Source organism: Nocardia sp. NPDC005998 (genome assembly GCF_040614395.1).
GTDB lineage: Bacteria > Actinomycetota > Actinomycetes > Mycobacteriales > Mycobacteriaceae > Nocardia.
In genome coordinates, this window is record NZ_JBEXUI010000004.1 from 170,544 (window position 1) to 190,129 (window position 19,586).

Here is a 19,586-nt window from a genome sequence, read left to right on the forward strand (position 1 = left end):
GACGGCTTGCCAGCTTCAGACGGGTTCGGGTTCCGCTGCCGCGCGCGTGTCGAAATCGTCTCGGGCGGTGAGGATTTCGCCGTGGTGCCGAACCGACCAGACACCCATCGCATGGCTCAGCTCACCCAGGCTGGCACCGAGTTCGGTGAGCGAATACTCGACACGCGGCGGGACGGTGGGGTAGACGGCGCGGCGGACCAGGCCATCGCGCTCGAGATTGCGCAGGGTGCGGGTGAGCATCTTCTGGGTGATGCCATCGAGCCGGCGGCGCAGGTCATTGAAGCGCACCGGTCCGCCCGCCATGCGCAGCACACCGAGGACCAGCAGCACCCATTTGTCCGCGAGCACGGTGAGCACTTCGCGCGCCGGACAGTTGGTCAGATAAGCCTTGACCAGGTTATCGGAGTCGGACCAGTCGACGATGGTATCCATCGGGTACCTCGGGATCATTGAAGTGCCTTCTTTCCCTTGGATACTAGGTGAACGCAGAATCGTGGGCATGCTGACAATCACGCAACGAACATTCGGTGCTCCCGAGGTCCTGGAAATCGTCGAGGTCGATCGGCCGAATGCCGGGCCGGGTGAGGTGGTGGTGCGGGTCGCCGCCACCGGCATGAATGCGGCGGACTGGAAACTTCGGTCCGGGCTGGTGCGCAAACTCGGAGATCCGCCGTTCACACTGGGTTTCGATGTTTCCGGGATAGTGGCCGAGGTCGGTCCGGGCGTCGAGCAGTTCGGGGTCGGCGCCGAGGTCTACGGCATGGTGCTCAGCCGTCACGGTGGTTATGCGGAATACGTTGTGGCGCAGGCTGATATCCTCGCACCGAAACCGGCGAGCCTGGACCACATCCACGCGGCGGCAGTGCCGACAGCGGTGCTCACGGCCTGGCAGGGACTCGCCGAAGTCGTAGCCGGGCAACGCGTTCTGGTGCATGCGGCGGCGGGCGGTGTCGGGCATTTCGCGGTGCAGATTGCGCGGAACCGCGGCGCGCATGTGATCGGTACGGCCCGGACCGCCAATCACGAGTTTCTCCGCGATCTGGGAGCGGACGAGGTGATCGACTACACGACAGCCGATTTCGCGGATGCGTTGCGCGATATCGATGTGGTCTTCGATCTCGTCGGTGGCGAGTACGGGTCACGATCGTTGCCGGTACTCGCGGACGGCGGACGCCTGATCGATGCGCAGGGCAATGATGCCGACGACGATCCGCGATATGAGCGACTGTATGTGACACCGTCCGGCAGCGATCTGCGGGAGCTGTCCGCCTTGTTCGACGACGGGCGGTTGCGGGTCGAGATCGATCAGGTGCTGCCGATGGCCGAGGTGGTCAAGGCGCACCACCTGAGTGAATCCGGGCGCGTTCGCGGGAAGATCGTACTGGTGCCGTGGAATTCGCCGGTCTGACTATTTGGCGGCGCTGATCGCGGTAATGAGGGTTTGGCTGCCGATGCGCGCGGTCGTGACGGCCTGGGGCTTGTAGGTGATCGACTTCGAATCCGGTCGATATTCGGTCACCTGCACCAGATACTGGCCGACGAAGGCACCCGGCGTGACGGTGATGCAGTGTGTCGTGCCCACCGGAATCCCGTCGATGCCCTGCTGGATCGTCGTGGCGGGGGAGACGGATGCGTTGGGAGCCACGAACTCTCGGGTCGCCTCGCCGGATCGGGTGACGTAATACGCGTACTGGAAGGCGAAGATGACGGCCGGTCCGGAATCCATACCGCCCGCCCCATTGCCCTGAATTGTGCTGCCGACCTGTTCGGCCGGACATTGCGCGGTGGGCGCCGGATCGACAACCGCGATCTGGCTCGGGCTGGACGAGGCCACCGTCGCCGGTTGCGGATTCGGGTCGAGCTGAACGAAGGCCACCACCAATAGCCCGGCGGCGGCGACCGACCCGACGAGGACGGGCAGCCACCGTCGCGTCGAGCGATTCCGCCCCGACCGATCGATCATGGCCGCCAGCGCTTCCTCGTGCCGGAAGTAATCCGGCGCGGGCGGCTTCTCCTCCGGAAGCTCCTCGACCCACTCGGACCAGTTGTCCTGATAGTCGCGCCCCTGCTCGTCGAGTTCCCCGTTGCCAACATGAGTCATGTTCTGCCGCATCGGATCTTGCGCTGAAGGGGTGGGATCCGGCAAGGCGAGCGGCTGTAGCCGCGGTGGCGCGCCGTGGTTCGGGCCTTGCTGGGTGTGGTGCAATGCGGCGGCATCCGAGTGGATCGGGTTCTGGCGCAGGGGATCTCGCTGGATCGTTGGCTGCCCCATCGGGGCCTGCATGGTGGGTGCGTGTCCCGTCGGATCCTGCTCGGCGAATGACCTATTGCTGACCTCTGGATGAATAGGGTTCTGCCGCATCGGTACTCGTCGTCCCCGGCCGTGCACCGTAGGCGCATGCTGCATCGGATTTTGCGATCCCGGAGCGTGGCGGGTCGGTTCCGGCATGGTCGGCGCGTGTGGCCGCGCAGGTGCGGGTGGCTGCGGGTATTGCGGTGCTGATCCATGTTGGCTCGGGTCCGAAGCGGTGGGGTGCTGCGGAAGTGCCTGACGCATCGAGACCGGAGGGCTCGGGGCTCGGTGGGTGGGTGGCTCCTGGATCGGATCCCGTTGAATCGGGCCGGTCTGCCCGGGGCCCCGCGGATTCGGCGTTTGCGCACCCGGACCTTGGTGACCGGTTATGCGACGGAACGGGTCCGTTGTCATCGGCGTCGGCGCGTCGGGAACCTGGCGAAGCGGCCCGGAGGGGGTTGCGCTCTGGTCGTTCGGTACCCGGCGCAGCGGTCCGGAGTCGGTGGGTGCCTGCTCGATGGGTACTCGTCGCAGCGGTCCGGAATTCAGCGGTGCCCGCTCGATCGGAACCTCTTGGTGCGGACCGGTATTGGTCGATGATAGATCGGCCCCAATTCGGCGGAACGGGCCCGTGTCGACAGGGGGTCGGTCGATCGGAAGACGGGGTATCGGCCCGGTCTGCTCCGCGTCGATCGGGACGTGGCGGAGCGGGTCGGTATGCATCGGGGCCTGGTCGGCGGGGTTCTGGATCGGGCCGCGACGATTCGCCGGAGCCGGGCGCATCGAGCCCGGCCTGATCCGGCTTTCGGGTGGCTGTGCGATGGGGCCAGTGCGGTGCGGGCCCGGATCTTGGTGGTGTGGCACCTGATCGGGAGCCGCCGGAACCTGCGGAATCGGCATTCGGCGGTGCGGCATGGGATGGTTCGGATCCTGGTATGCCCTCGGGTCACCGAGCGGTTGTTGCGGCGCAATGCTCGGTTGCGGGCCAGTATTCTCCCGCGAGGTCATATCCGGTCGATCCATAGCCCACCTTCATCAGGTCATACCGTCAAGTGTGTCCCGCAGTTGTATCAACCCCGGCAGGATACTGCCACGCTTGCTGCGGTCGACGAAAATGAGGGCCGGTGTCGCGCAGGAAAACAGATTGTTTACGGCTCACCAGTGCACGGTCACCGGGTCGCCGACGCCGACGTTTTCGTAGTACCAGGCGGCGTCATCGGGGGCCAGGTTGATGCAGCCGTGGCTGACATTGGCATAGCCCTGCGAGTCCACCGACCACGGTGCGGAGTGTACGAAAACGCCGCCCCAGGTGAGGCGTTCGGCGTACTCGCCATTGATGACGTACCCCTCGGGCGAGCTCAGCGGAATGCCGATGGTGCGCGAGTCGAACACGACCGAACGGAACTTTTCCAGCACTGGGAAGGTGCCGGTCGGCGTCTCCCAGCCGGGCTTACCCATGGAGGCGGGCATCTGTCGGGCCACCGCCCCGCCGATGCTCACGGTAAAGGTGTGCGCCGACATATCGGCGTCACCGACCACGCCCGCATTGGTGCGGAACTCGGTGCGTGCGTTACCGACCTGTACCGTGATCAGAGCCCGAGCGGGCAGAAAACTCGTTGGCGCCCAAGTCAGTTCGCGATCGCTCGACCAGGAGAAACGGCCGGGCAGTGTGGCGGTGGCCCGGATCTCGACCGACCGTTCGGCCCGTTCGCGGTTGGCGACCGGTGCGGCGAATCGAATCGTCACCGGAGTCGCGATGCCTACTTCCTGGCCTGTCGACGGCGAAATCGCCGATACGGTGTCGACCCCGGGTTTGAGGATGGTGGTGGCGATCGCCGCTCCGGACCCGAACGCGGCCAAGGCCACGACGACGGCCGCGAGGAAGAAATATCTGAGTGCGCTCCGCATGGTTCCACCCCTTCACGCTGGTGTGGGACGCAGAAATCCATTCTAGGACTTCATGATCAACTCGACGTACCGGTTCTGTAACGGCCGTCCAGATCCACAGTTTTCGCTTCTAGGGGTGGCGTACCCGGCGCCGAGTCGGACAAACGACCAGGCGCGAGTACGATCGTTCGGTTGCAGACTCAGCCGCGCACGGCGTGCAATACGTCGGCGTGCAATGCGTCCGCGCGGGCGGTGATCTCGTCGATGCGGATCAGCACCGTCGCGAACTTATCGCCTTGTTCGGCGCTCAGCGAGCCGACATTGATTTCGATATTGAGCTGCGAGCTGGTGGCCGCGGCGCGGGCGGCGTCGGCGGCGGCACCGATATCGGTGACCACATTCGGATTGCCGATCGGCAGCAATTCCGCGGCCAGCGAGAGCACCTCGTCGGCCTCGTCGACGACGGCGGCGGGCACCCGGGCGGCCTCGATCAACGCCGCCGCAATCGCATCGGCCCGTGCGGCAGACTGCTCCGGGGTGTCCTTCGGCAATTTGTATGCGTTGCCGACGGCGGTGAACGCGGCCGCGTCGGCATCGGCCAGTGCCAGTGCGCGCTCGCGGGCCGCATCGGACGCCGCGATAATGCGGTCGACGATCGGCCGGTGCTCGGCATCCTTGGCCCGGGTGGTGTAGCGCGCGACCATCGCCACCAGTGCGGCGCCCTGTGCGGCGTGCAGTGCGGCGACGGCGCCGCCGCCGGGTGCGGGCACCTTCGCGGCCAGATCGGTCAGGTACTGCGCGAGGTTGGCCTCAGCGAAGGAGGGCTGCGACACGGCGAGTGGCCTTTCGTTTTCCTGCGACGACAGTGAAGAACTACCGCGAATACGCTACCGCCCGCACCGGGGTGGCCGGTGCAGGCCCGGCGCGTAGCTGCGGTTATGTTGAGTGCTATGCGGATCGGATTGAGCATCAACTACTCGGGCGGCTTCAAAGAGGCGGCCGCCGAGGTGGCCGACCTCGAGCAGGCCGGACTCGACATTGTTTTCGTGCCGGAGGCCTATTCGTTCGATGCGGTGAGCGCGCTCGGGTATCTGGCGGCCAAGACCACACGGCTGCAGCTGGCTTCGGGCATTCTGCAGATCTACACCCGCACGCCGAGCCTGACCGCGATGACCGCTGCTGGCCTGGACTTCGTCTCCGATGGCCGGTACGTGCTCGGCCTCGGCGCGTCGGGCCCGCAGGTGATCGAGGGCTTCCACGGCGTGCCCTACGACGCGCCCATCGGACGCACCAGGGAACTGGTGGAGATCTGCCGCAAGGTGTGGCGCCGGGAGCGGCTGGAGTACCAGGGCAAGTACTACCAGATCCCGCTGCCCGCCGATCGGGGCACCGGTCTGGGCAAGCCGCTCAAGCTGATCAATCACCCGGTGCGCGAACGCATTCCGGTGCTGCTCGCCGCGCTCGGCCCGAAGAATGTGGAGCTGGCCGCGGAGATCGCCGAGGGCTGGCAGCCGATCTTCTTCCTGCCGGAGAAGGCCAAGGAGATCTGGGGTGAATCGCTGGATGCCGGTCTGGCCAAACGCGATCCTATCCTCGGCGAGCTGGACGTCTATGCCGGTCCCGCGCTCGCCATCGGCGAGAATGTCACGCCGCTACTGGAATTCGTGAAACCGCATCTGGCGCTCTACATCGGCGGCATGGGCGCCAAGGGCAAGAACTTCTATCACGCCCTGGCCACCAAGTACGGCTATGGCGCCGAGGCGGATCGGATCCAGGAGCTGTACCTGGCGGGCAAGAAGGAAGAGGCCGCCAAGGTCGTCCCGGACGATCTGGTGCGCGACATCTCTCTGGTCGGTCCGGCCGGATTCGTGAAGGAGCGGCTCGCCGCGTTCCGCGAGGCGGGTGTCACCGTGCTGAATGTGGTGCCGATGGCGGCGACCCCGGCCGAGCGGGTCAAGTTGATCGAGCAATTGCGGGAACTGTGCTGAGCTGAAAACGACCGATCCCGGCCCCGCCGTCGCGGCGGAGGCCGGGATTCCGGTCTATCCAGGGCCGGGAGTCCGTCGCGACGACGACATCCGGCCCGCTCTCAACGCAGACTGGCGAGCGCCTCGGCCAGGGTGGTGTGCAGCGCGAACACCTGATCCAAACTCGTCATCTTCAGCTGACGACTGGTGGCCGGACCGTCGGCGACGATCACGATGGTCGTCGCGTCTGCGGCCCGCTGATGCGCTGCAACCAGCGTCGCCATCCCCGCCGAGGCGAGGAAGCTGACCGCGGTCAGGTCGATGATCAGCACCGCTGGTCTGCCATTGAGGATGGCCTCGATGGTGTTCTCCAGCGCTGGTGCGGTCGCCAGATCGACTTCGCCGGACACCGTCAGAACGGTCGCGCCATCTTGTGCCTCGACCGTGGTGGTCATCGTGTCCGCGAGGGGGTACGCATCTCCGGAGTTGGTGGTCACATCATCACAATCTGCCATGAACCCGCCTTTCGCGCTGCATTCGTCATCCAGAAATCTGGCGGTTCGTGCCGCGAAGGGGGTTCGCCACTGGGGATTTGATCGCGGGCAAGGTTACCGACATGCGGACGCGGGTGCCCAATCCGCTGTGATCTATCTCCAATTCTTCCGTCAGCGCGCGCATCATATCGATGCCGCGCCCGCGCGGACCTGGGTCGGCCGAGCGTGGTTTCCATGTTCCGGTGTCGGTGACCAGAATGACGACCTGTTGGGTATCGCATTCGGCGGTCAGTTCGACGATTCCGGGGTCGGTGGTGGCCGCCGCGGCGGGGCTCGTGGCCCGGCCGAGCAGTTCGGCCGTCGAGCTCATCGCCCGGGTGGCCCGCCCGCCGCCATTGCGGTAGGCGTGTTCGATGCTGTTGCTACACGCCTCGTTGGCCGCGGCGATGAGGTCGGAGGCGAGGTCGTGCGGCACTGCCGCAGCGGCGAGCCAGGTCTTGAGCCGCTTGCGCATGGCCGAGAGCTGATCCGGATCGGCCGGAATCTCCAGCCGCAGCGCGGCGGGCGGTTGCCGGTATACGACCATGGCGACGTCATCATCGTAGCCAGCGGCCGGACGTAGTCGCGAGAGCACCGCGTCGGCGACCTCACGCGGCAATTTACCCGCGGTATCTGCGAGTACCGCCGAGATTTTGGCGAAGCTGTCATCGATATCGACACCACGCTGTTCGACCAGGCCGTCGGTGAACAGCACCAGCGTCGAACCCGGGGTCAGCGCCGTGGTGGCCTCGGGCCGCCGTGGCGTGTCGAACGTGGCCAGCGGCACCGCCCGGCCGCCCTCGAGCAGTCTGCCGGGCTGGCCGACGTCGGCCAGAATCGGCGGCATATGTCCCGCGCTGCTGTAGCGGACCAGTCCGCGCACCGGGTCGAGCACGGCGGCGCATACGGTCGTGCACATTGCGCCGGGGATCCGGCCGGCGACGGTATCGAGTTCCGCGAGCAGCTGCGCCGGGCCGGCGCCACGCAGTAGCAAAGCCCTTGCCGCCGTACGCAACTGGCCCATCACGACGGCAGCGGACAGACCACGTCCGACACAGTCGCCGACCACGACCCCAATGGTGCCGTCGCGCAGCGGAACCACGTCGTACCAGTCGCCGCCGATCTCCAGCGGCGGTAGCGCTGGCTCATAGTGCACCGAGAACCGCGGCGGCAGTTCGATCGGACCGAGCATTGCCCGCTGCAGTGTCAGCGAGGTCGAGCGCGCCTGATCGAAGTTGCGCGCCCGCTGTACCGCCAGGCTGAGATGGCCGATGAGCAGCGAGAACAGCGTCCAGTCCGCGGCGCTGATGGCGCGCGGCGCGGCGAAGCGCAGCCACAGCGCCGCGTCGCCGGTCTCACCGAGCGGGGCGACGATGCCCTCGGAGCTCGCGGTGCTCTCCGGAATCGCGAACAGACTGCGCGCCGGTCTGCGCCGGGCCCGGTCCAGCAGTGCCCGCGCACGGGCGTCGAGCACCGTGCCCTCCGGAATGCCCTCGGCACCGGAGATATACACCTCCGGTCCGGTATTTCGGTTGGGCCACACCATGACCACCGCGGTCTCCGCGCCGACGGTGCGTCGCAACTCGTCGAGTCCGACCGCGAGCACCTCCACCACGCTGGTCGCCGCACCGACGGCGGTGGCAAGCCGGGAGGCCGCCTGATCGCGGGCCTGCGCATCGTGTTCGGCGGTGACATCGCGGATGGTGCCGACGAAGATCTGCTCGTACTTCTCCGGTTCGACCATCGCGCTGGTGCTCACCGCGAGCCAGACGGTGCGGCCGTCACGATGTTTGACCGGAATCACGAAACGCTGCGCCTCGGCGCCGAGATCGGGATATCGCGGACCGTCGCGAGTTGTCCAGGGATGCGGCAGCGGGAACGGCAGTTCGGCGGCGCCGTATCCGGTCAGCGCGCCGAAGGCGGAGTTGACCTCGATAATGGTGCCGCGCGCGTCGGCCACGAAGAAGCCGTCCTGCAGCGATTCCACCAGCGCGGTGCGGAAGGCGTCGCGCCCGACGAGATCATTGATGCGCGAACGCTGTTGTTCGGCGCGGCGGGTGCCGTCGATATAGCCGCGGGTGGCGATGTCCAGGGCGGCGAGGGTCTGCAGCAAGAATTCCAGTGCGGTTTCGGCGCGTTTGGCGGTTTCGCTCGCGCCCGCGGTGCCCGACTCCGTGGCTTGTACTACGCGATAGTGGTTTTCGGTGAGATCGAGCAGGCTGATGCCCTCGACAAGGGCGCGGCGGCCGAGTTCGTACCCCTCCCCGAGACCGGCCTGCGACGGTGAGTCCAGGTGGCGCCGTAGCGCATCCGCGTAGGCGTCGAGAAATGCGGCCAGCGCCGCGCTCATGTCTCCTCCTCGCTCGCGCTCGGCTCCGTCGTGACCGCGGTGACGGCTTTTCGCTCGCTACGCTGGCTCATGTCTGCACCTCGCTCGGCGCCGACGCCGCCAGTACGCCGCCCCGATGACGTGCCGCGAGCACCAAGGCGTCGTCGGTGTCCTTGGCATGCCTGGCCAGGATTTCGGCGGTGATCTCGGCGGTGGATTTGGACAGATCGATGCCGCTGTCGGCGGATTCGGTGACGATGCCGTCGGTCGACATCAGCAGCAGATCGCCGGGGCGCACCGGAATGGATTGTGCCTGGAGGTTCTGGGGTAGCCGATAGCCGACGATGCCGCCGGTCAGCAAGACTGTCGCGCGCATGGTGAGTCCCGCGGGACCAGTGGTCAGAATCCGGGATTCGACATTGCCGACGCCGAGCCAGTGCACCGTATCGGCGGTCCCGAACAGCGCCAAAGACACTGCCGCACCGCGGGTATCGGCCATGGCTCGATGACACAGCACCATCAGGACATCCAGTGGTTCGGCGCGGTTCTCCGAGAGCACCTGCGCTGCGCGATCGGCGGCGTCGGCAGCCGCCGCACCGTGGCCGAGTCCGTCCAGAACAGCGAAGAGCGCCGCGCCGCCGCCCGCGTCGAGTACGACGCCGCGATCACCGGAGACCCGCTGGCCGGGTAGGGCGCGACCGGCCACCGCCCATTCGATCCGGCCGATGATCCCGTCCTCATGCACCGTTGGGTACCCACTTCCACATCTCAACCAACGTGCCGCGTCCGGGTGCGGATTCGACGGTGAGACGGTCCATCAGACGGCGCGCGCCGGGCAGGCCGAGTCCGAGACCGCGGCCGGTGGAGTATCCGTCGTCGAGCGCGCGGGCAATATCGCGAATACCCGGTCCCTGGTCCTCGGCCTGGACGACCAGCGCCTGGCGACCTTCTCGGTCATCGACCAGCAAACGTATTTCGCCACTGCCCGCATAACTGGTGATATTGCGGGCGATCTCGGAGATCGCCGTCGAGATCATGGTCACATCTGTCAGAGAAAATCCGAGCTTGGCCGCCAGCTCACGTCCGGCTTGACGCGCGATCACGATGTCACCCGACACCTTGACCACGATCACCAAGTTCTCAGCGGCCACTGTCACGACCATCTCGCTGGCGGCGGGCCGGGGTTTTGCGGTTCAGCCACGCCAAGCCCTCTTCCAGGTCGAGGGCGGTGTGCATGTCCTCGAAGGTGAGGCCCAGTTGCACCATGGCGAACGCTACTTCGGGTTGCAGTCCGACGATGACCGTTTCGGCACCGCGGAGCTGCGTCATGTGCGCGATGGTACGCAGCGATCTCGCGGCGAACGAATCCATCACATCGATCGCCGTGACATCCACGATGATTCCGTGTGCTCGGTATTTGCTGACCTGTTTCATCAGGTCGTCCTGGAGACGTTCGGTATCCGCGTCGGTCAGGGCTGACTGAACCGACGCGATCAAATAGGTGCCTTGTTTGAGTATCGGAACCGGCATAGGTGGTCCCGATCAGCGCCCATCGCGCTCGGTGAGCATGCGATCCGTTACCCGGGTCACCTCATAGCCGAGTAGGCGTTCGGCCTCTTCGATACCGCCCTGGAGGTCGCCGACCGCGTTCATCTTGGACAGATCCAGGCCGATGGTCACCAGGGTGAGCGCGATCTCGGAGGACAGGCCGGTAATGATCACATTGGCGCCCATCAGACCGGACGCGTCGACGGTCTGCACCAGATGGTTGGCCACCGTGGAGTCGATCTTCGGCACACCGGTGATATCGATGACGACCACCTTCGCGCGATTGGCGCGAATGGCGCGCAGCAGCTGTTCGGTGAGCTGGCGAGCGCGCTGCGAGTCGAGCACACCGATGATCGGCAGGATGAGCAGCTGCTCACGGACCTGGAGCACCGGGGTGGACAGCTCGCGAATGGCTTCCTGCTGCTGGCGGATGACGCGTTCGCGCTCCTGCACGAACGAGATGGCGACGGTGCTCGCGATGCGGTTCGCGGCGGGCTCGTAGGCGTCCAGGACTGCATTCAGTAAGTCGAAGTCGGCCTGGTACTTCTCGAACAGCGAGCGAGCGAGCACGTCACGCAGGAGCAGCACGATGCCGAGGACCTCGTCGGTGTCGACTCCTCTCGGAATGATGCGTTCGGACAGATCGCGTGCGTAGGCCTGCAAGGCCTCGACGCTACCGGTCACGAGCACCTCGACGTAGTTGTCGTACATGGAGGTCGCCTCGGAGAAGATCTCCTCCGGGGTCATCGCGGTCAGCAGCTGGGCATCGGTGATCCGCCTGGCCCACTCTTCGCGCAGCGCAGTTCGGTTCTGCCGCAAGTGTTCGACCAGCTGTGGAAGCAGCGTGTCGACGGGTCCTACGGGCAGAGAATCCGCCGAAAGGCTCATGGACACCTCGGACATGGAAATTCCAGCCCCTTTCGACGGGATTGTCGGGATAGTCGTACCTTCGGCTGCGCGCCGATACCGAGCCTAGTCATACCCCATCTCGGTCGCCGGTGAAACCTGCCGTTAGCTCGATGGTAGATCCGAACCCTCGGCCTGCGGCGCGAATCCACGTGCCAGGGCTGCGAGCGCTTCGTCGAGGTAGACGGTCAGGTGAGTGTCGGCGCGGGTGAGCCAGGCATCGAAGGCGGCACGCGCGGCGGCCAGTGTGGTACGGCCGACGGCGAGCGGGAGCAGGCCGTCCTCGGGTTCGCCGAGTCGACGCGCGGCGAAGGCGCTCACCGCGCGCTCCCAGGCGTCGTAATGTGCGCCAGCAGTGGCGGCGAGCGCGGGCACGCTGCCGACCAGCTGCATGCGAATGCGCAGTTCGGGCACGTCCTCGGCGCGATATCGGTTGGCGTTCACCACGACTCGGCGCACTGCGGTCATCATCGGCTCGTCATCGGGCACGGTGGCGAAGGCCGCGCGCAGTGCCGCGACCTCGTCGTCGAACTGGTACCAGAGCACTTCCGCCTTGGACGGGAAGTAGCGGAAGAAGGTGCGTCCGCTGATACCAGCGGCGGTGGCGATCTGGTCGACGGTGGTTTCGTCGAAGCCCTGTTCGGTGAACAGTCGCATGGCGATCAGTTCGAGTTCGCGCTTGGTCGTGCCGCGTGGACGGCCCCGCACCCTGGCATCTGTCACGGTATTGATTATGTCAGTCGCTGACGATAATCTCGCGGCATGTTGGAAAGTGTCGCGGACCACAGTGTGGCCGCGCGGCTGACCTGGCCGGAAGCTGGTGAGCGCGCCGCCGCGGGCGCGATCCTGGCCGTGCCGGTGGGGTCGACCGAACAGCACGGACCGCATCTGCCGCTGTCGACCGATACCGATATCGCGGTGGCATTGTGCGCGCGATTGGCCGAACTGCGCCCGGATGTGCTCGTGGCACCGCCGATTCCCTATGGATCCAGCGGTGAACACGCGGGTTTCGCCGGCACGCTGTCGATCGGGCGGACCGCCCTGGAGTTGCTGATCGTGGAGCTGTGCCGTTCGGCCACGGATACCTTCGACCGCATCGTGCTCGTCAACGGGCACGGCGGCAATCTCGAACCGCTGCGCGCGGCCGCGGCGCTGCTGCGCAGTGAATCCCGTGACGTGCGGGTGTACATGCCGCGCTATCCGGGTGATCCACACGCGGGCCGCGCCGAGACCTCCATGCAATTGGCGCTGCGGCCCGATGTCGTCCGTGCCGAGCTCGCCGTCGCCGGCGATACCCGGCCGCTGGCTGAGATCCTGCCGCTGCTGCGTGCCGGGGGAGTGCGCGCGGTGAGCGCCAATGGCGTACTGGGCGATCCGAATGGCGCGAGCGCCGCAGAGGGCCATGCCCTGCTGCAGCAACTGACCACTGACCTGAACGAACAGATCCGGCTGTGGTGGCCGGTGGCTTCCCCGAAAGGACCCCTCTCGTGAACCCCTGGTTCGAAACCGTTGCCGAAGCGCAGCGGCGGGCAAAGAAACGACTACCGAAATCGGTGTACGGCGCGCTGATCGCCGGATCCGAGCGCGGCCAGACCATCGAGGAAAATCAGCGGGCCTTCACCGAACTCGGCTTCGCGCCGCACTGCGCGGGTCCGATCGGCGCTCGTGACCAGTCGACAACCCTGCTGGGACAGCAGCTTTCGATGCCGGTGCTGATCTCGCCCACCGGCGTGCAGGCGGTGCACCCGGACGGTGAGGTGGCCGTAGCGCGTGCGGCCGCGGCGCGCGGCATCGCCATGGGACTCAGTTCCTTCGCGAGCAAGCCCATCGAGGAGGTCATCGCGGCGAATCCGGCGACCTTCTTCCAGCTGTACTGGTGCGGTTCGAAAGATGAGATCCTGCAACGGATGTCGCGCGCCAAGGCGGCGGGCGCGGTCGGTCTGATCCTGACCCTGGACTGGTCCTTCTCACACGGACGCGACTGGGGCAGCCCGGTGATCCCGGAAAAGCTCGACTTGAAAACCATGCTGAGATTCGCACCGCAGACCCTGGCGCGGCCGCGCTGGCTCGCGACTTACGCTCGGTCCGGGCATATTCCGGATCTCACCGCGCCGAATATGGCCGTCGGCGATGGACCGGCACCGGGCTTTTTCGGTGCGTACGGCGAGTGGATGGGCACGCCAGCACCGGATTGGGCCGATGTGGCGTGGATCTGCGAGCAGTGGGCTGGTCCGGTCATGCTCAAGGGGGTGATGCGGGTCGACGACGCGCAGCGCGCAGTCGACGCCGGTGTCGCGGCGATCTCGGTATCCAATCACGGCGGCAATAATCTCGACGGCACTCCGGCGGCGATCCGGGCCCTGCCCGTGGTGGCCGATGCGGTCGGGTCACAGATCGAGGTGGTGCTCGATGGCGGCATCCGGCGCGGCAGCGATGTGGTGAAGGCGGTGGCGCTGGGGGCACGCGCGGTAATGATCGGGCGGGCCTATCTGTGGGGCCTGGCCGCGAACGGGCAGGCGGGCGTCGAGAATGTGCTCGACATCCTGCGTGGCGGTATTGATTCGGCGCTGTTGGGACTGCGTAAGACCAGTGTCGGCGAGCTCGATCGCAGCGATCTGGTGGTGCCGGACGGGTTCGAACGGGCGCTCGGTGTACCGGCGGGCGCCGTACAGTCTGCTTGACCGGCGGTCGGGCTATTCGGGGGCGGCGGCTCTTCGATGATGGGTGAGCAGCGTGTCGTAGATATCGGCGAGGGCGGCCAATTGCTGGCGGTCCAGTATGTCCACCATATGTCTGCGCACGCTGCGCACATGAGCGGGCGCGGCGGTGCCCAGCACCTCCGCGCCGCGCGGGGTGAGCCGCGCCGCGGTACGGCGGGCATCGTCGGGAATCGGTTCCCTGGCGACCAGCGCGCGCTTCTCCATCCGGGTGATCTGATGGGAGAGCCTGCTCTGCGACCATTCGAGTTTGGTGGCCAGATCGGCGAAGGTGAGTCGGTGGTCGGGCGCGTCGGCTAGATAGGCGAGCACCGAATATTCGACGTAGGTGAGGTTCGACTCCCGGGATGAGTCGCGCCCGACCGCGGCGGCGATGAGGTCGCGGGTGCGCACATATCCCACCCACGCACGCATTTCGACATCATCGAGCCAGTGGGGATCGGTCACGAGTGCGCTCCAAACTCTGACATATCAGGTGGATTGTCGTGCCGCGTTTGTCGCGCGACAACTGCCAGATCTGAGAGGTAGCACTGCTGGGGTTGAACGTGCAACCTTTTGACGCGATGCATCGAGTGAGGCTTGCCTAAGCAATGGTCGGCCGGTGATCGGCCGATACGCTCGCTGTGCTCGTGACCAGCCTGCGTAGACCGATCCCAGGCCCGCCCGAAGGAGTGCGTCCGTGACCGCGCCGGATTTCCGCTATTCAGATCTGCTGCCGATCGGCGCCGACGACACCCCATACCGGTTGATCACCACCGAGGGCGTCAACACCTTCGAACACAACGGCCGCACCTTCCTGCAGGTCGAGCCCGAGGCGCTGCGCCTGCTCACCGCCGAGGCGATGCACGACATCAGCCACTACCTGCGGCCTGCGCACCTGTCCCAGCTGCGCCGGATCATCGATGATCCCGAGGCCAGTGGCAATGACCGCTTCGTCGCGCTGGACCTGCTCAAGAATGTCAACATCTCCGCGGGCGGCATCCTGCCGATGTGCCAGGACACCGGCACCGCGATCGTCATGGGCAAGAAGTCCGAGGGCGTGCTGACCGGTGTGGATGACGCCGAATGGATCAGCCGCGGTGTATTCGACGCGTATACCAAGCTGAACCTGCGCTACTCGCAGCTCGCGCCGATCACCATGTGGGACGAGAAGAACACCGGCACCAATCTGCCCGCGCAGATCGAGTTGTACTCCACCCCGGGCGATCCCGCACATCCGTCGTACAAATTCCTCTTCATGGCCAAGGGCGGTGGCTCGGCCAACAAGTCGTTCCTGTACCAGGAAACCAAGGCGGTGCTCAATCCCACGCGCATGCTCCAGTTCCTGGACGAGAAGATTCGTTCGCTCGGCACCGCCGCGTGCCCGCCGTACCACCTCGCGGTCGTCATCGGCGGCACCAGTGCGGAATTCGCGTTGAAGACGGCGAAATACGCTTCGGCACACTACCTGGACACGCTGCCCACCGAGGGTTCGCTGGCGGCACATGCCTTCCGGGATCTGGAGCTGGAAGAAGAGGTCTTCAAGCTCACCCAGTCCTTCGGCATCGGCGCGCAGTTCGGCGGCAAGTACTTCTGCCACGACGTGCGGGTCGTGCGGCTGCCCAGGCACGGCGCGAGCTGCCCGGTCGCGATCGCGGTGTCCTGCTCGGCCGACCGGCAGGCGCTGGCCAAGATCACACCCGAGGGTGTGTTCCTGGAACAGCTCGAGCGCGAGCCCGCACACTACCTGCCGGAGCAGACCGACTCCATCCTCGGCGGCGATGTGGTCGAGGTCGACCTGAACCGGCCGATGTCGGAGATCCGCGCGGAGCTGTCGAAATACCCGGTGAAGACCCGGCTTTCGCTGACCGGCCCGCTGGTGGTGGCCCGCGATATCGCGCACGCCAAGATCAAGGAACGCCTCGACGCGGGTGAGCCGATGCCGGAATACCTGCGCGAGATGGCCGTGTACTACGCGGGTCCGGCCAAGACGCCCGAGGGCTACGCCTCCGGTTCCTTCGGTCCGACCACCGCAGGCCGGATGGACTCCTATGTCGATCAGTTCCAGGCCGCCGGCGGGTCGTTCGTCATGCTGGCCAAGGGGAATCGCTCGGCCCAGGTGACCAAGGCGTGTAAGGAACACGGCGGTTTCTATCTCGGTTCCATCGGCGGACCCGCGGCGCGACTGGCGCTGGATTGCATCAAGTCCGTCGAGGTCCTGGAGTATCCGGAGCTGGGCATGGAGGCGGTCTGGAAGATCGAGGTCGAAGACTTTCCGGCGTTCATCGTTGTGGACGACAAGGGCAACGACTTCTTCGCCGAAACCCAGAAGCCGATTGCGTTGCGCGTGCGGACGCGTTCGGCCGAGCGCGTCTGATCACCGCCGGAGTCAACCTTCGGCCCCATCAGGGCATTGGCGCGGACACGGAAATGTCCCCCCGATTGCCGGGTGGCATTGCCCTCCAAGCAAGGCACCCTTGAACTGGGGAACATCGCTGCACTGGTGTCGATGGAGGTCGAGGAGGGCTATGAGTACGTCGTTTCGTATCTCGGAATCGGCCAGCCGTAGGTTGGCCGAACGCGCCGCTCGTGCGGGGACAAGTTCGACCGCACTGCTCAACCGTCTGATCCGAGAGGGTTTCGATCAGCTCGACTATCCCGGAATCGTCTTTCGAGGTCCCATCTCCGACCGCCGGGCAGCGCTGGCCGCCGGACCGGATGTGTGGGAAGTCGTTGCGCGCCTACAGGAACTCGACGGACCGGTGGAACGCCGGATCGCCGTGTTGAGTCAGCTATCGGATCTGCAGGCGCGCAAGATCGAAATCGCGATCGCCTATGCCCGGGCGCACGGGACGGAGATCGACGAGCGGATTGATCGCAATCGTGATGCGGCGGAGGGGATTCGCCGCTCGGGGTGGGCGCGTCCCGCCTGAGCTTTGGGAGGGCATTGTGGCCCGGCCCGAACACCCCGTCGAAATCTGCACCCTTTGTCAGGATTCGCACCGTTTGTGCCTGCGGATCCCGACAAAGGGTGCTTTTGTGTTCGGCGGCAGTCGGCTTGCAGGCAAAACTCCTGGGGCCCAAGCGCAGTCGGTCTTCTCGTGGAGTTGTTGGCTGAGAAGGCGGATGGGTTATCGGTTTCTCGACGGTAGCTGGGAGTTGGTGATTGTGATCCACAACACTGGAATACATTGTGGACAGCGGGATTTCCGCTGCGACAAATCGGGCGTGGCACAGGATGTTTCGGACATTGGTGACTTATTGTGCTGTGCATATGTGGACAGCTATGTGAATGGTGTCTGTTCGGACGCGGTGGTGTCCGCGCATTCGCCGGTGTGTTGCTGTCGATGATCGGCGGTCGGGGTGCTGGTCGCCGGAGCGGGGTTGCCCGCTGTGGGGAGCCGATGTAGATGCGGGGTGGTTCGCGGCAGGGTCGCTACTATCGCTGGCATGTTGCTGACGCGTCGTGCCCGGCTGGGCATACCTGCCGCCCTGTTTCCGGCGATCGTCGCCGTCGGGCTGGCGATGCCCACCGCGACCGCCGCACCGGTCGAACAGCGCGAGGTGGCCAGTAACGCGAGCGGAACCGAGGGCCTGGAGCCGGGGCTCGCCACGGCGTACACAATGGCGGAGAACCAGGCGCATGCCGAGGGAGTCTCGCTGTACATCAATTCCGGCTACCGCACGCCCGCCGAGCAGCAGGCGCTGTGGGACGACGGAGTGCGAACCTACGGCAGCCCCGACGAAGCGCGCCGCTGGGTGCTGCCGCCCAATGAGTCGCCGCATGTCCAGGGCCGGGCCATCGATGTCGGGCCGCAGGCCGGTGCGCAGTGGCTGGAGACGAACGGAAACCGCTGGGGCCTGTGCCGGATCTATCAGAACGAGTGGTGGCACTTCGAACTCGCCACCACACCGGGCGGGATGTGCCCGGCGCTGCGCGCCGATGCGAGCGACGGCGGCGGCCGAGCTCCAGCGCCGTCGTTGCCGAATCCGCCGGTCCTGCCGATTCCGCCATCGATTCCGATTCCGCCGTGGCTCAGCAGTTTGCTCGGGTTGTAGCTCCGCATCGCGAGCGACCCGATCGGCCCGCGGTTTCAGCCGACGGGCACCGGCTCCGAGATCTCATCCTGGGTGGGTGATGTCCGAATCGGCAGCGCCCAGCACAGTACGGCCGTGCTGATCGTGCTCAGCGCACAGACGGCGACGATGTAGCAGCTGACCGCCGTGGAGGTCGAGCCAGCGGTCCACAGCGCGGTCGCGATGAGCGGTGCCAGCGCGCCGCCGAGGATCACCGAGGTCTGCACGATGAGCGAGGTGCCCGAATAGCGCACCGACGCCGGGAACATCTCGGCGACAATGATTCCGCCGACGCTGTGGCTGATCGGTAGCGTCACCCCCATGCCGAGCAGTGCGAGCAGAACCACGGCCTTGTTTCCGGTGTTCAGCAGCGGGAAGTAGACCGCGCACCACACCGTCAGCGCGGCCGTGCCCGCCAGGAATACCCGACGCGTGGTACTGCGGTCGGCGAGCGCGCCCCACAGCGGCATGGTCGCGGCCCAGACGAGCGAGGCGATGATGACGCCGAGTAGCAGGAAGTTTCGGCTGAATCCGAGTGCTTTGGTCCCGTAGCTCAGGGTGAATGCCATGAAGATATAGACGACCGCCGAGGTGGCGATCGCGGCGAACAGGATCAGCAACAGTCGAACGGGTCCCACCCGCAGGGCGTCGCGCAGCGGGAAGGCCGCGACCTCGCCGCGCCGGATGAGGGCGGCATGGTCCGCGGATTCGGTGATGCCGAGCCGTACCCAGAGCCCGACAAGGACGAGAATCGCGCTGAGCAGGAATGGAATTCGCCAACCCCAGGACAGGAATGCCGACTCCGGCAGCAGCGCGCTGGTGCCGAGGAAAATCGCATTGGCCAGCACCAGTCCGGCCGGTGTGCCCATCTGCGGAAAGCTGGCGTACCGATTGAGCCGCCCGCGCGGCGCGTGCTCCATCGACAGCACGACCGCACCAGCGCCCTCGCCGCCGAGTCCGACGCCCTGCACCAGTCGCAGGCCGACCAGCAGTGCGGGAGCCCAGAATCCGATGCTGTCGTAGGTGGGGATCGCGCCGATCAGCGTGGTGCTCACACCCATGAGGATCAGCGAGACCACGAGGGTGGTCTTGCGGCCGATCCGATCGCCGTAGTGGCCGAACAGCAGTCCGCCGATCGGCCGCGCGCCGAAGCCGACGGCGAAGGTGCTGAATGCCGCCAGTGTCGCGGCGGCGGGGCTCAGCGTCGGGAAGAACTGCTTAGTGAAGATCAGCGCGGACGCCGTGCCGTAGAGCATGAAGTCGTACCACTCGAGGGTGGTGCCGACCAGGGTGGCGATGGCGACCTTGCGGTGGGTCGGGGTGGAGCTCGAAGACACTGCTATCCATTCG

20 protein-coding genes are annotated in these 19,586 nt (G+C 66.2%); 7 read left to right on the top strand and 13 right to left on the bottom strand.

From position 1 onward, the window contains the following. Nucleotides 1-15 precede the first annotated feature (15 nt). The gene (locus ABZ293_RS09195) at nucleotides 16-432 is read right to left on the bottom strand and encodes a helix-turn-helix domain-containing protein (protein WP_355178840.1); all 417 of its coding nucleotides are present in this window, start codon (nucleotides 430-432) and stop codon (nucleotides 16-18) included. A 67-nt stretch (nucleotides 433-499) separates the two neighbouring features. On the opposite strand from ABZ293_RS09195, the gene ABZ293_RS09200 reads away from it, so the two are divergent. Beyond that, on the top strand, nucleotides 500-1,408 hold the full coding sequence (locus ABZ293_RS09200; RefSeq protein WP_355178842.1) for an NADP-dependent oxidoreductase: 909 nt from the start codon (nucleotides 500-502) through the stop codon (nucleotides 1,406-1,408). Here ABZ293_RS09200 and ABZ293_RS09205 read toward each other — a convergent pair whose 3' ends face one another. The 3 genes from ABZ293_RS09205 to ABZ293_RS09215 form a co-directional block, all read right to left on the bottom strand. Continuing rightward, entirely contained in the window at nucleotides 1,409-2,362 is a 954-nt protein-coding gene (locus ABZ293_RS09205; protein WP_355178844.1) for a hypothetical protein, read from the bottom strand. 1,086 nt (nucleotides 2,363-3,448) lie between these two features. Beyond that, nucleotides 3,449-4,201 carry a L,D-transpeptidase gene (locus ABZ293_RS09210; RefSeq protein ID WP_355178846.1) on the bottom strand — a complete coding sequence of 251 codons (753 nt, stop codon included), beginning with the start codon at nucleotides 4,199-4,201 and terminating at the stop codon, nucleotides 3,449-3,451. A gap of 179 nt (nucleotides 4,202-4,380) precedes the next feature. Beyond that, nucleotides 4,381-5,013, bottom strand: coding sequence for a cyclodeaminase/cyclohydrolase family protein (locus ABZ293_RS09215; RefSeq protein ID WP_355178848.1), 633 nt, complete (start codon nucleotides 5,011-5,013; stop codon nucleotides 4,381-4,383). Between the two features lie 117 nt (nucleotides 5,014-5,130). Between ABZ293_RS09215 and ABZ293_RS09220 the strand changes: the two genes are divergently transcribed. Then, the gene (locus ABZ293_RS09220; protein ID WP_355178849.1) at nucleotides 5,131-6,168 is read left to right on the top strand and encodes an LLM class F420-dependent oxidoreductase; all 1,038 of its coding nucleotides are present in this window, start codon (nucleotides 5,131-5,133) and stop codon (nucleotides 6,166-6,168) included. Between the two features lie 101 nt (nucleotides 6,169-6,269). Here ABZ293_RS09220 and ABZ293_RS09225 read toward each other — a convergent pair whose 3' ends face one another. The 7 genes from ABZ293_RS09225 to mftR all read right to left on the bottom strand — a co-directional run bounded on the left by ABZ293_RS09225 (nucleotide 6,270) and on the right by mftR (nucleotide 12,186). Then, entirely contained in the window at nucleotides 6,270-6,662 is a 393-nt protein-coding gene (locus ABZ293_RS09225; RefSeq protein ID WP_355178851.1) for an STAS domain-containing protein, read from the bottom strand. A 25-nt stretch (nucleotides 6,663-6,687) separates the two neighbouring features. Next, on the bottom strand, nucleotides 6,688-9,030 hold the full coding sequence (locus ABZ293_RS09230; RefSeq protein WP_355178853.1) for a SpoIIE family protein phosphatase: 2,343 nt from the start codon (nucleotides 9,028-9,030) through the stop codon (nucleotides 6,688-6,690). A gap of 67 nt (nucleotides 9,031-9,097) precedes the next feature. Beyond that, nucleotides 9,098-9,754, bottom strand: coding sequence for a SpoIIE family protein phosphatase (locus tag ABZ293_RS09235; RefSeq protein ID WP_355178855.1), 657 nt, complete (start codon nucleotides 9,752-9,754; stop codon nucleotides 9,098-9,100). Beyond that, nucleotides 9,747-10,172: an ATP-binding protein gene (locus tag ABZ293_RS09240; protein WP_355178857.1), complete on the bottom strand. Its 426-nt coding sequence runs from the start codon at nucleotides 10,170-10,172 to the stop codon at nucleotides 9,747-9,749. The genes ABZ293_RS09235 and ABZ293_RS09240 overlap by 8 nt, the downstream gene beginning before the upstream one ends. Continuing rightward, nucleotides 10,150-10,539, bottom strand: a complete 390-nt coding sequence (locus tag ABZ293_RS09245; protein WP_159930623.1) for an STAS domain-containing protein — start codon at nucleotides 10,537-10,539, stop codon at nucleotides 10,150-10,152. The genes ABZ293_RS09240 and ABZ293_RS09245 overlap by 23 nt, the downstream gene beginning before the upstream one ends. Nucleotides 10,540-10,551: 12 nt before the next feature. Continuing rightward, on the bottom strand, nucleotides 10,552-11,460 hold the full coding sequence (locus ABZ293_RS09250; RefSeq protein ID WP_355178859.1) for an STAS domain-containing protein: 909 nt from the start codon (nucleotides 11,458-11,460) through the stop codon (nucleotides 10,552-10,554). 108 nt (nucleotides 11,461-11,568) lie between these two features. After that, nucleotides 11,569-12,186 carry a mycofactocin system transcriptional regulator gene (gene mftR / locus ABZ293_RS09255; protein WP_355178861.1) on the bottom strand — a complete coding sequence of 206 codons (618 nt, stop codon included), beginning with the start codon at nucleotides 12,184-12,186 and terminating at the stop codon, nucleotides 11,569-11,571. Between the two features lie 39 nt (nucleotides 12,187-12,225). Between mftR and mftE the strand changes: the two genes are divergently transcribed. Beyond that, nucleotides 12,226-12,954, top strand: coding sequence for a mycofactocin biosynthesis peptidyl-dipeptidase MftE (mftE, locus tag ABZ293_RS09260; RefSeq protein ID WP_355178863.1), 729 nt, complete (start codon nucleotides 12,226-12,228; stop codon nucleotides 12,952-12,954). Continuing rightward, nucleotides 12,951-14,144: a pre-mycofactocin synthase MftD gene (gene mftD / locus ABZ293_RS09265; RefSeq protein WP_355178865.1), complete on the top strand. Its 1,194-nt coding sequence runs from the start codon at nucleotides 12,951-12,953 to the stop codon at nucleotides 14,142-14,144. Before mftE ends, mftD begins: the two co-directional genes overlap by 4 nt. A gap of 12 nt (nucleotides 14,145-14,156) precedes the next feature. Here mftD and ABZ293_RS09270 read toward each other — a convergent pair whose 3' ends face one another. Beyond that, nucleotides 14,157-14,627 carry a MarR family transcriptional regulator gene (locus ABZ293_RS09270; protein ID WP_355178867.1) on the bottom strand — a complete coding sequence of 157 codons (471 nt, stop codon included), beginning with the start codon at nucleotides 14,625-14,627 and terminating at the stop codon, nucleotides 14,157-14,159. Between the two features lie 232 nt (nucleotides 14,628-14,859). On the opposite strand from ABZ293_RS09270, the gene ABZ293_RS09275 reads away from it, so the two are divergent. The 3 genes from ABZ293_RS09275 to ABZ293_RS09285 all read left to right on the top strand — a co-directional run bounded on the left by ABZ293_RS09275 (nucleotide 14,860) and on the right by ABZ293_RS09285 (nucleotide 18,218). Beyond that, on the top strand, nucleotides 14,860-16,536 hold the full coding sequence (locus ABZ293_RS09275) for a fumarate hydratase (protein WP_355178869.1): 1,677 nt from the start codon (nucleotides 14,860-14,862) through the stop codon (nucleotides 16,534-16,536). A gap of 151 nt (nucleotides 16,537-16,687) precedes the next feature. After that, nucleotides 16,688-17,092, top strand: a complete 405-nt coding sequence (locus ABZ293_RS09280; protein ID WP_355178871.1) for a hypothetical protein — start codon at nucleotides 16,688-16,690, stop codon at nucleotides 17,090-17,092. Nucleotides 17,093-17,609: 517 nt separating this feature from the next. Next, complete coding sequence (locus tag ABZ293_RS09285) at nucleotides 17,610-18,218, top strand: M15 family metallopeptidase (protein WP_355178873.1); 609 nt, start codon at nucleotides 17,610-17,612, stop codon at nucleotides 18,216-18,218. A 35-nt stretch (nucleotides 18,219-18,253) separates the two neighbouring features. Here the strand turns inward: ABZ293_RS09285 and ABZ293_RS09290 are convergent, their stop codons facing one another. After that, nucleotides 18,254-19,573, bottom strand: a complete 1,320-nt coding sequence (locus ABZ293_RS09290) for an MFS transporter (protein ID WP_355178875.1) — start codon at nucleotides 19,571-19,573, stop codon at nucleotides 18,254-18,256. Nucleotides 19,574-19,586: the final 13 nt, after the last annotated feature.

Excerpts from the sequence above, each read along its gene's own strand:
- ABZ293_RS09250 (WP_355178859.1), bottom strand. The coding sequence starts at position 11,460 with ATGTCCGAGGTGTCCATGAGCCTTTCGGCGGATTCTCTGCCCGTAGGA.
- ABZ293_RS09195 (WP_355178840.1), bottom strand. The coding sequence starts at position 432 with ATGGATACCATCGTCGACTGGTCCGACTCCGATAACCTGGTCAAGGCT.
- mftE (WP_355178863.1), top strand. The coding sequence starts at position 12,226 with ATGTTGGAAAGTGTCGCGGACCACAGTGTGGCCGCGCGGCTGACCTGG.
- ABZ293_RS09225 (WP_355178851.1), bottom strand. The coding sequence starts at position 6,662 with ATGGCAGATTGTGATGATGTGACCACCAACTCCGGAGATGCGTACCCC.
- ABZ293_RS09285 (WP_355178873.1), top strand. The coding sequence starts at position 17,610 with ATGTTGCTGACGCGTCGTGCCCGGCTGGGCATACCTGCCGCCCTGTTT.
- ABZ293_RS09205 (WP_355178844.1), bottom strand. The coding sequence starts at position 2,362 with ATGCGGCAGAACCCTATTCATCCAGAGGTCAGCAATAGGTCATTCGCC.
- ABZ293_RS09200 (WP_355178842.1), top strand. The coding sequence starts at position 500 with ATGCTGACAATCACGCAACGAACATTCGGTGCTCCCGAGGTCCTGGAA.
- ABZ293_RS09280 (WP_355178871.1), top strand. The coding sequence starts at position 16,688 with ATGAGTACGTCGTTTCGTATCTCGGAATCGGCCAGCCGTAGGTTGGCC.
- ABZ293_RS09240 (WP_355178857.1), bottom strand. The coding sequence starts at position 10,172 with ATGGTCGTGACAGTGGCCGCTGAGAACTTGGTGATCGTGGTCAAGGTG.
- ABZ293_RS09230 (WP_355178853.1), bottom strand. The coding sequence starts at position 9,030 with ATGAGCGCGGCGCTGGCCGCATTTCTCGACGCCTACGCGGATGCGCTA.
- ABZ293_RS09210 (WP_355178846.1), bottom strand. The coding sequence starts at position 4,201 with ATGCGGAGCGCACTCAGATATTTCTTCCTCGCGGCCGTCGTCGTGGCC.
- ABZ293_RS09220 (WP_355178849.1), top strand. The coding sequence starts at position 5,131 with ATGCGGATCGGATTGAGCATCAACTACTCGGGCGGCTTCAAAGAGGCG.
- ABZ293_RS09245 (WP_159930623.1), bottom strand. The coding sequence starts at position 10,539 with ATGCCGGTTCCGATACTCAAACAAGGCACCTATTTGATCGCGTCGGTT.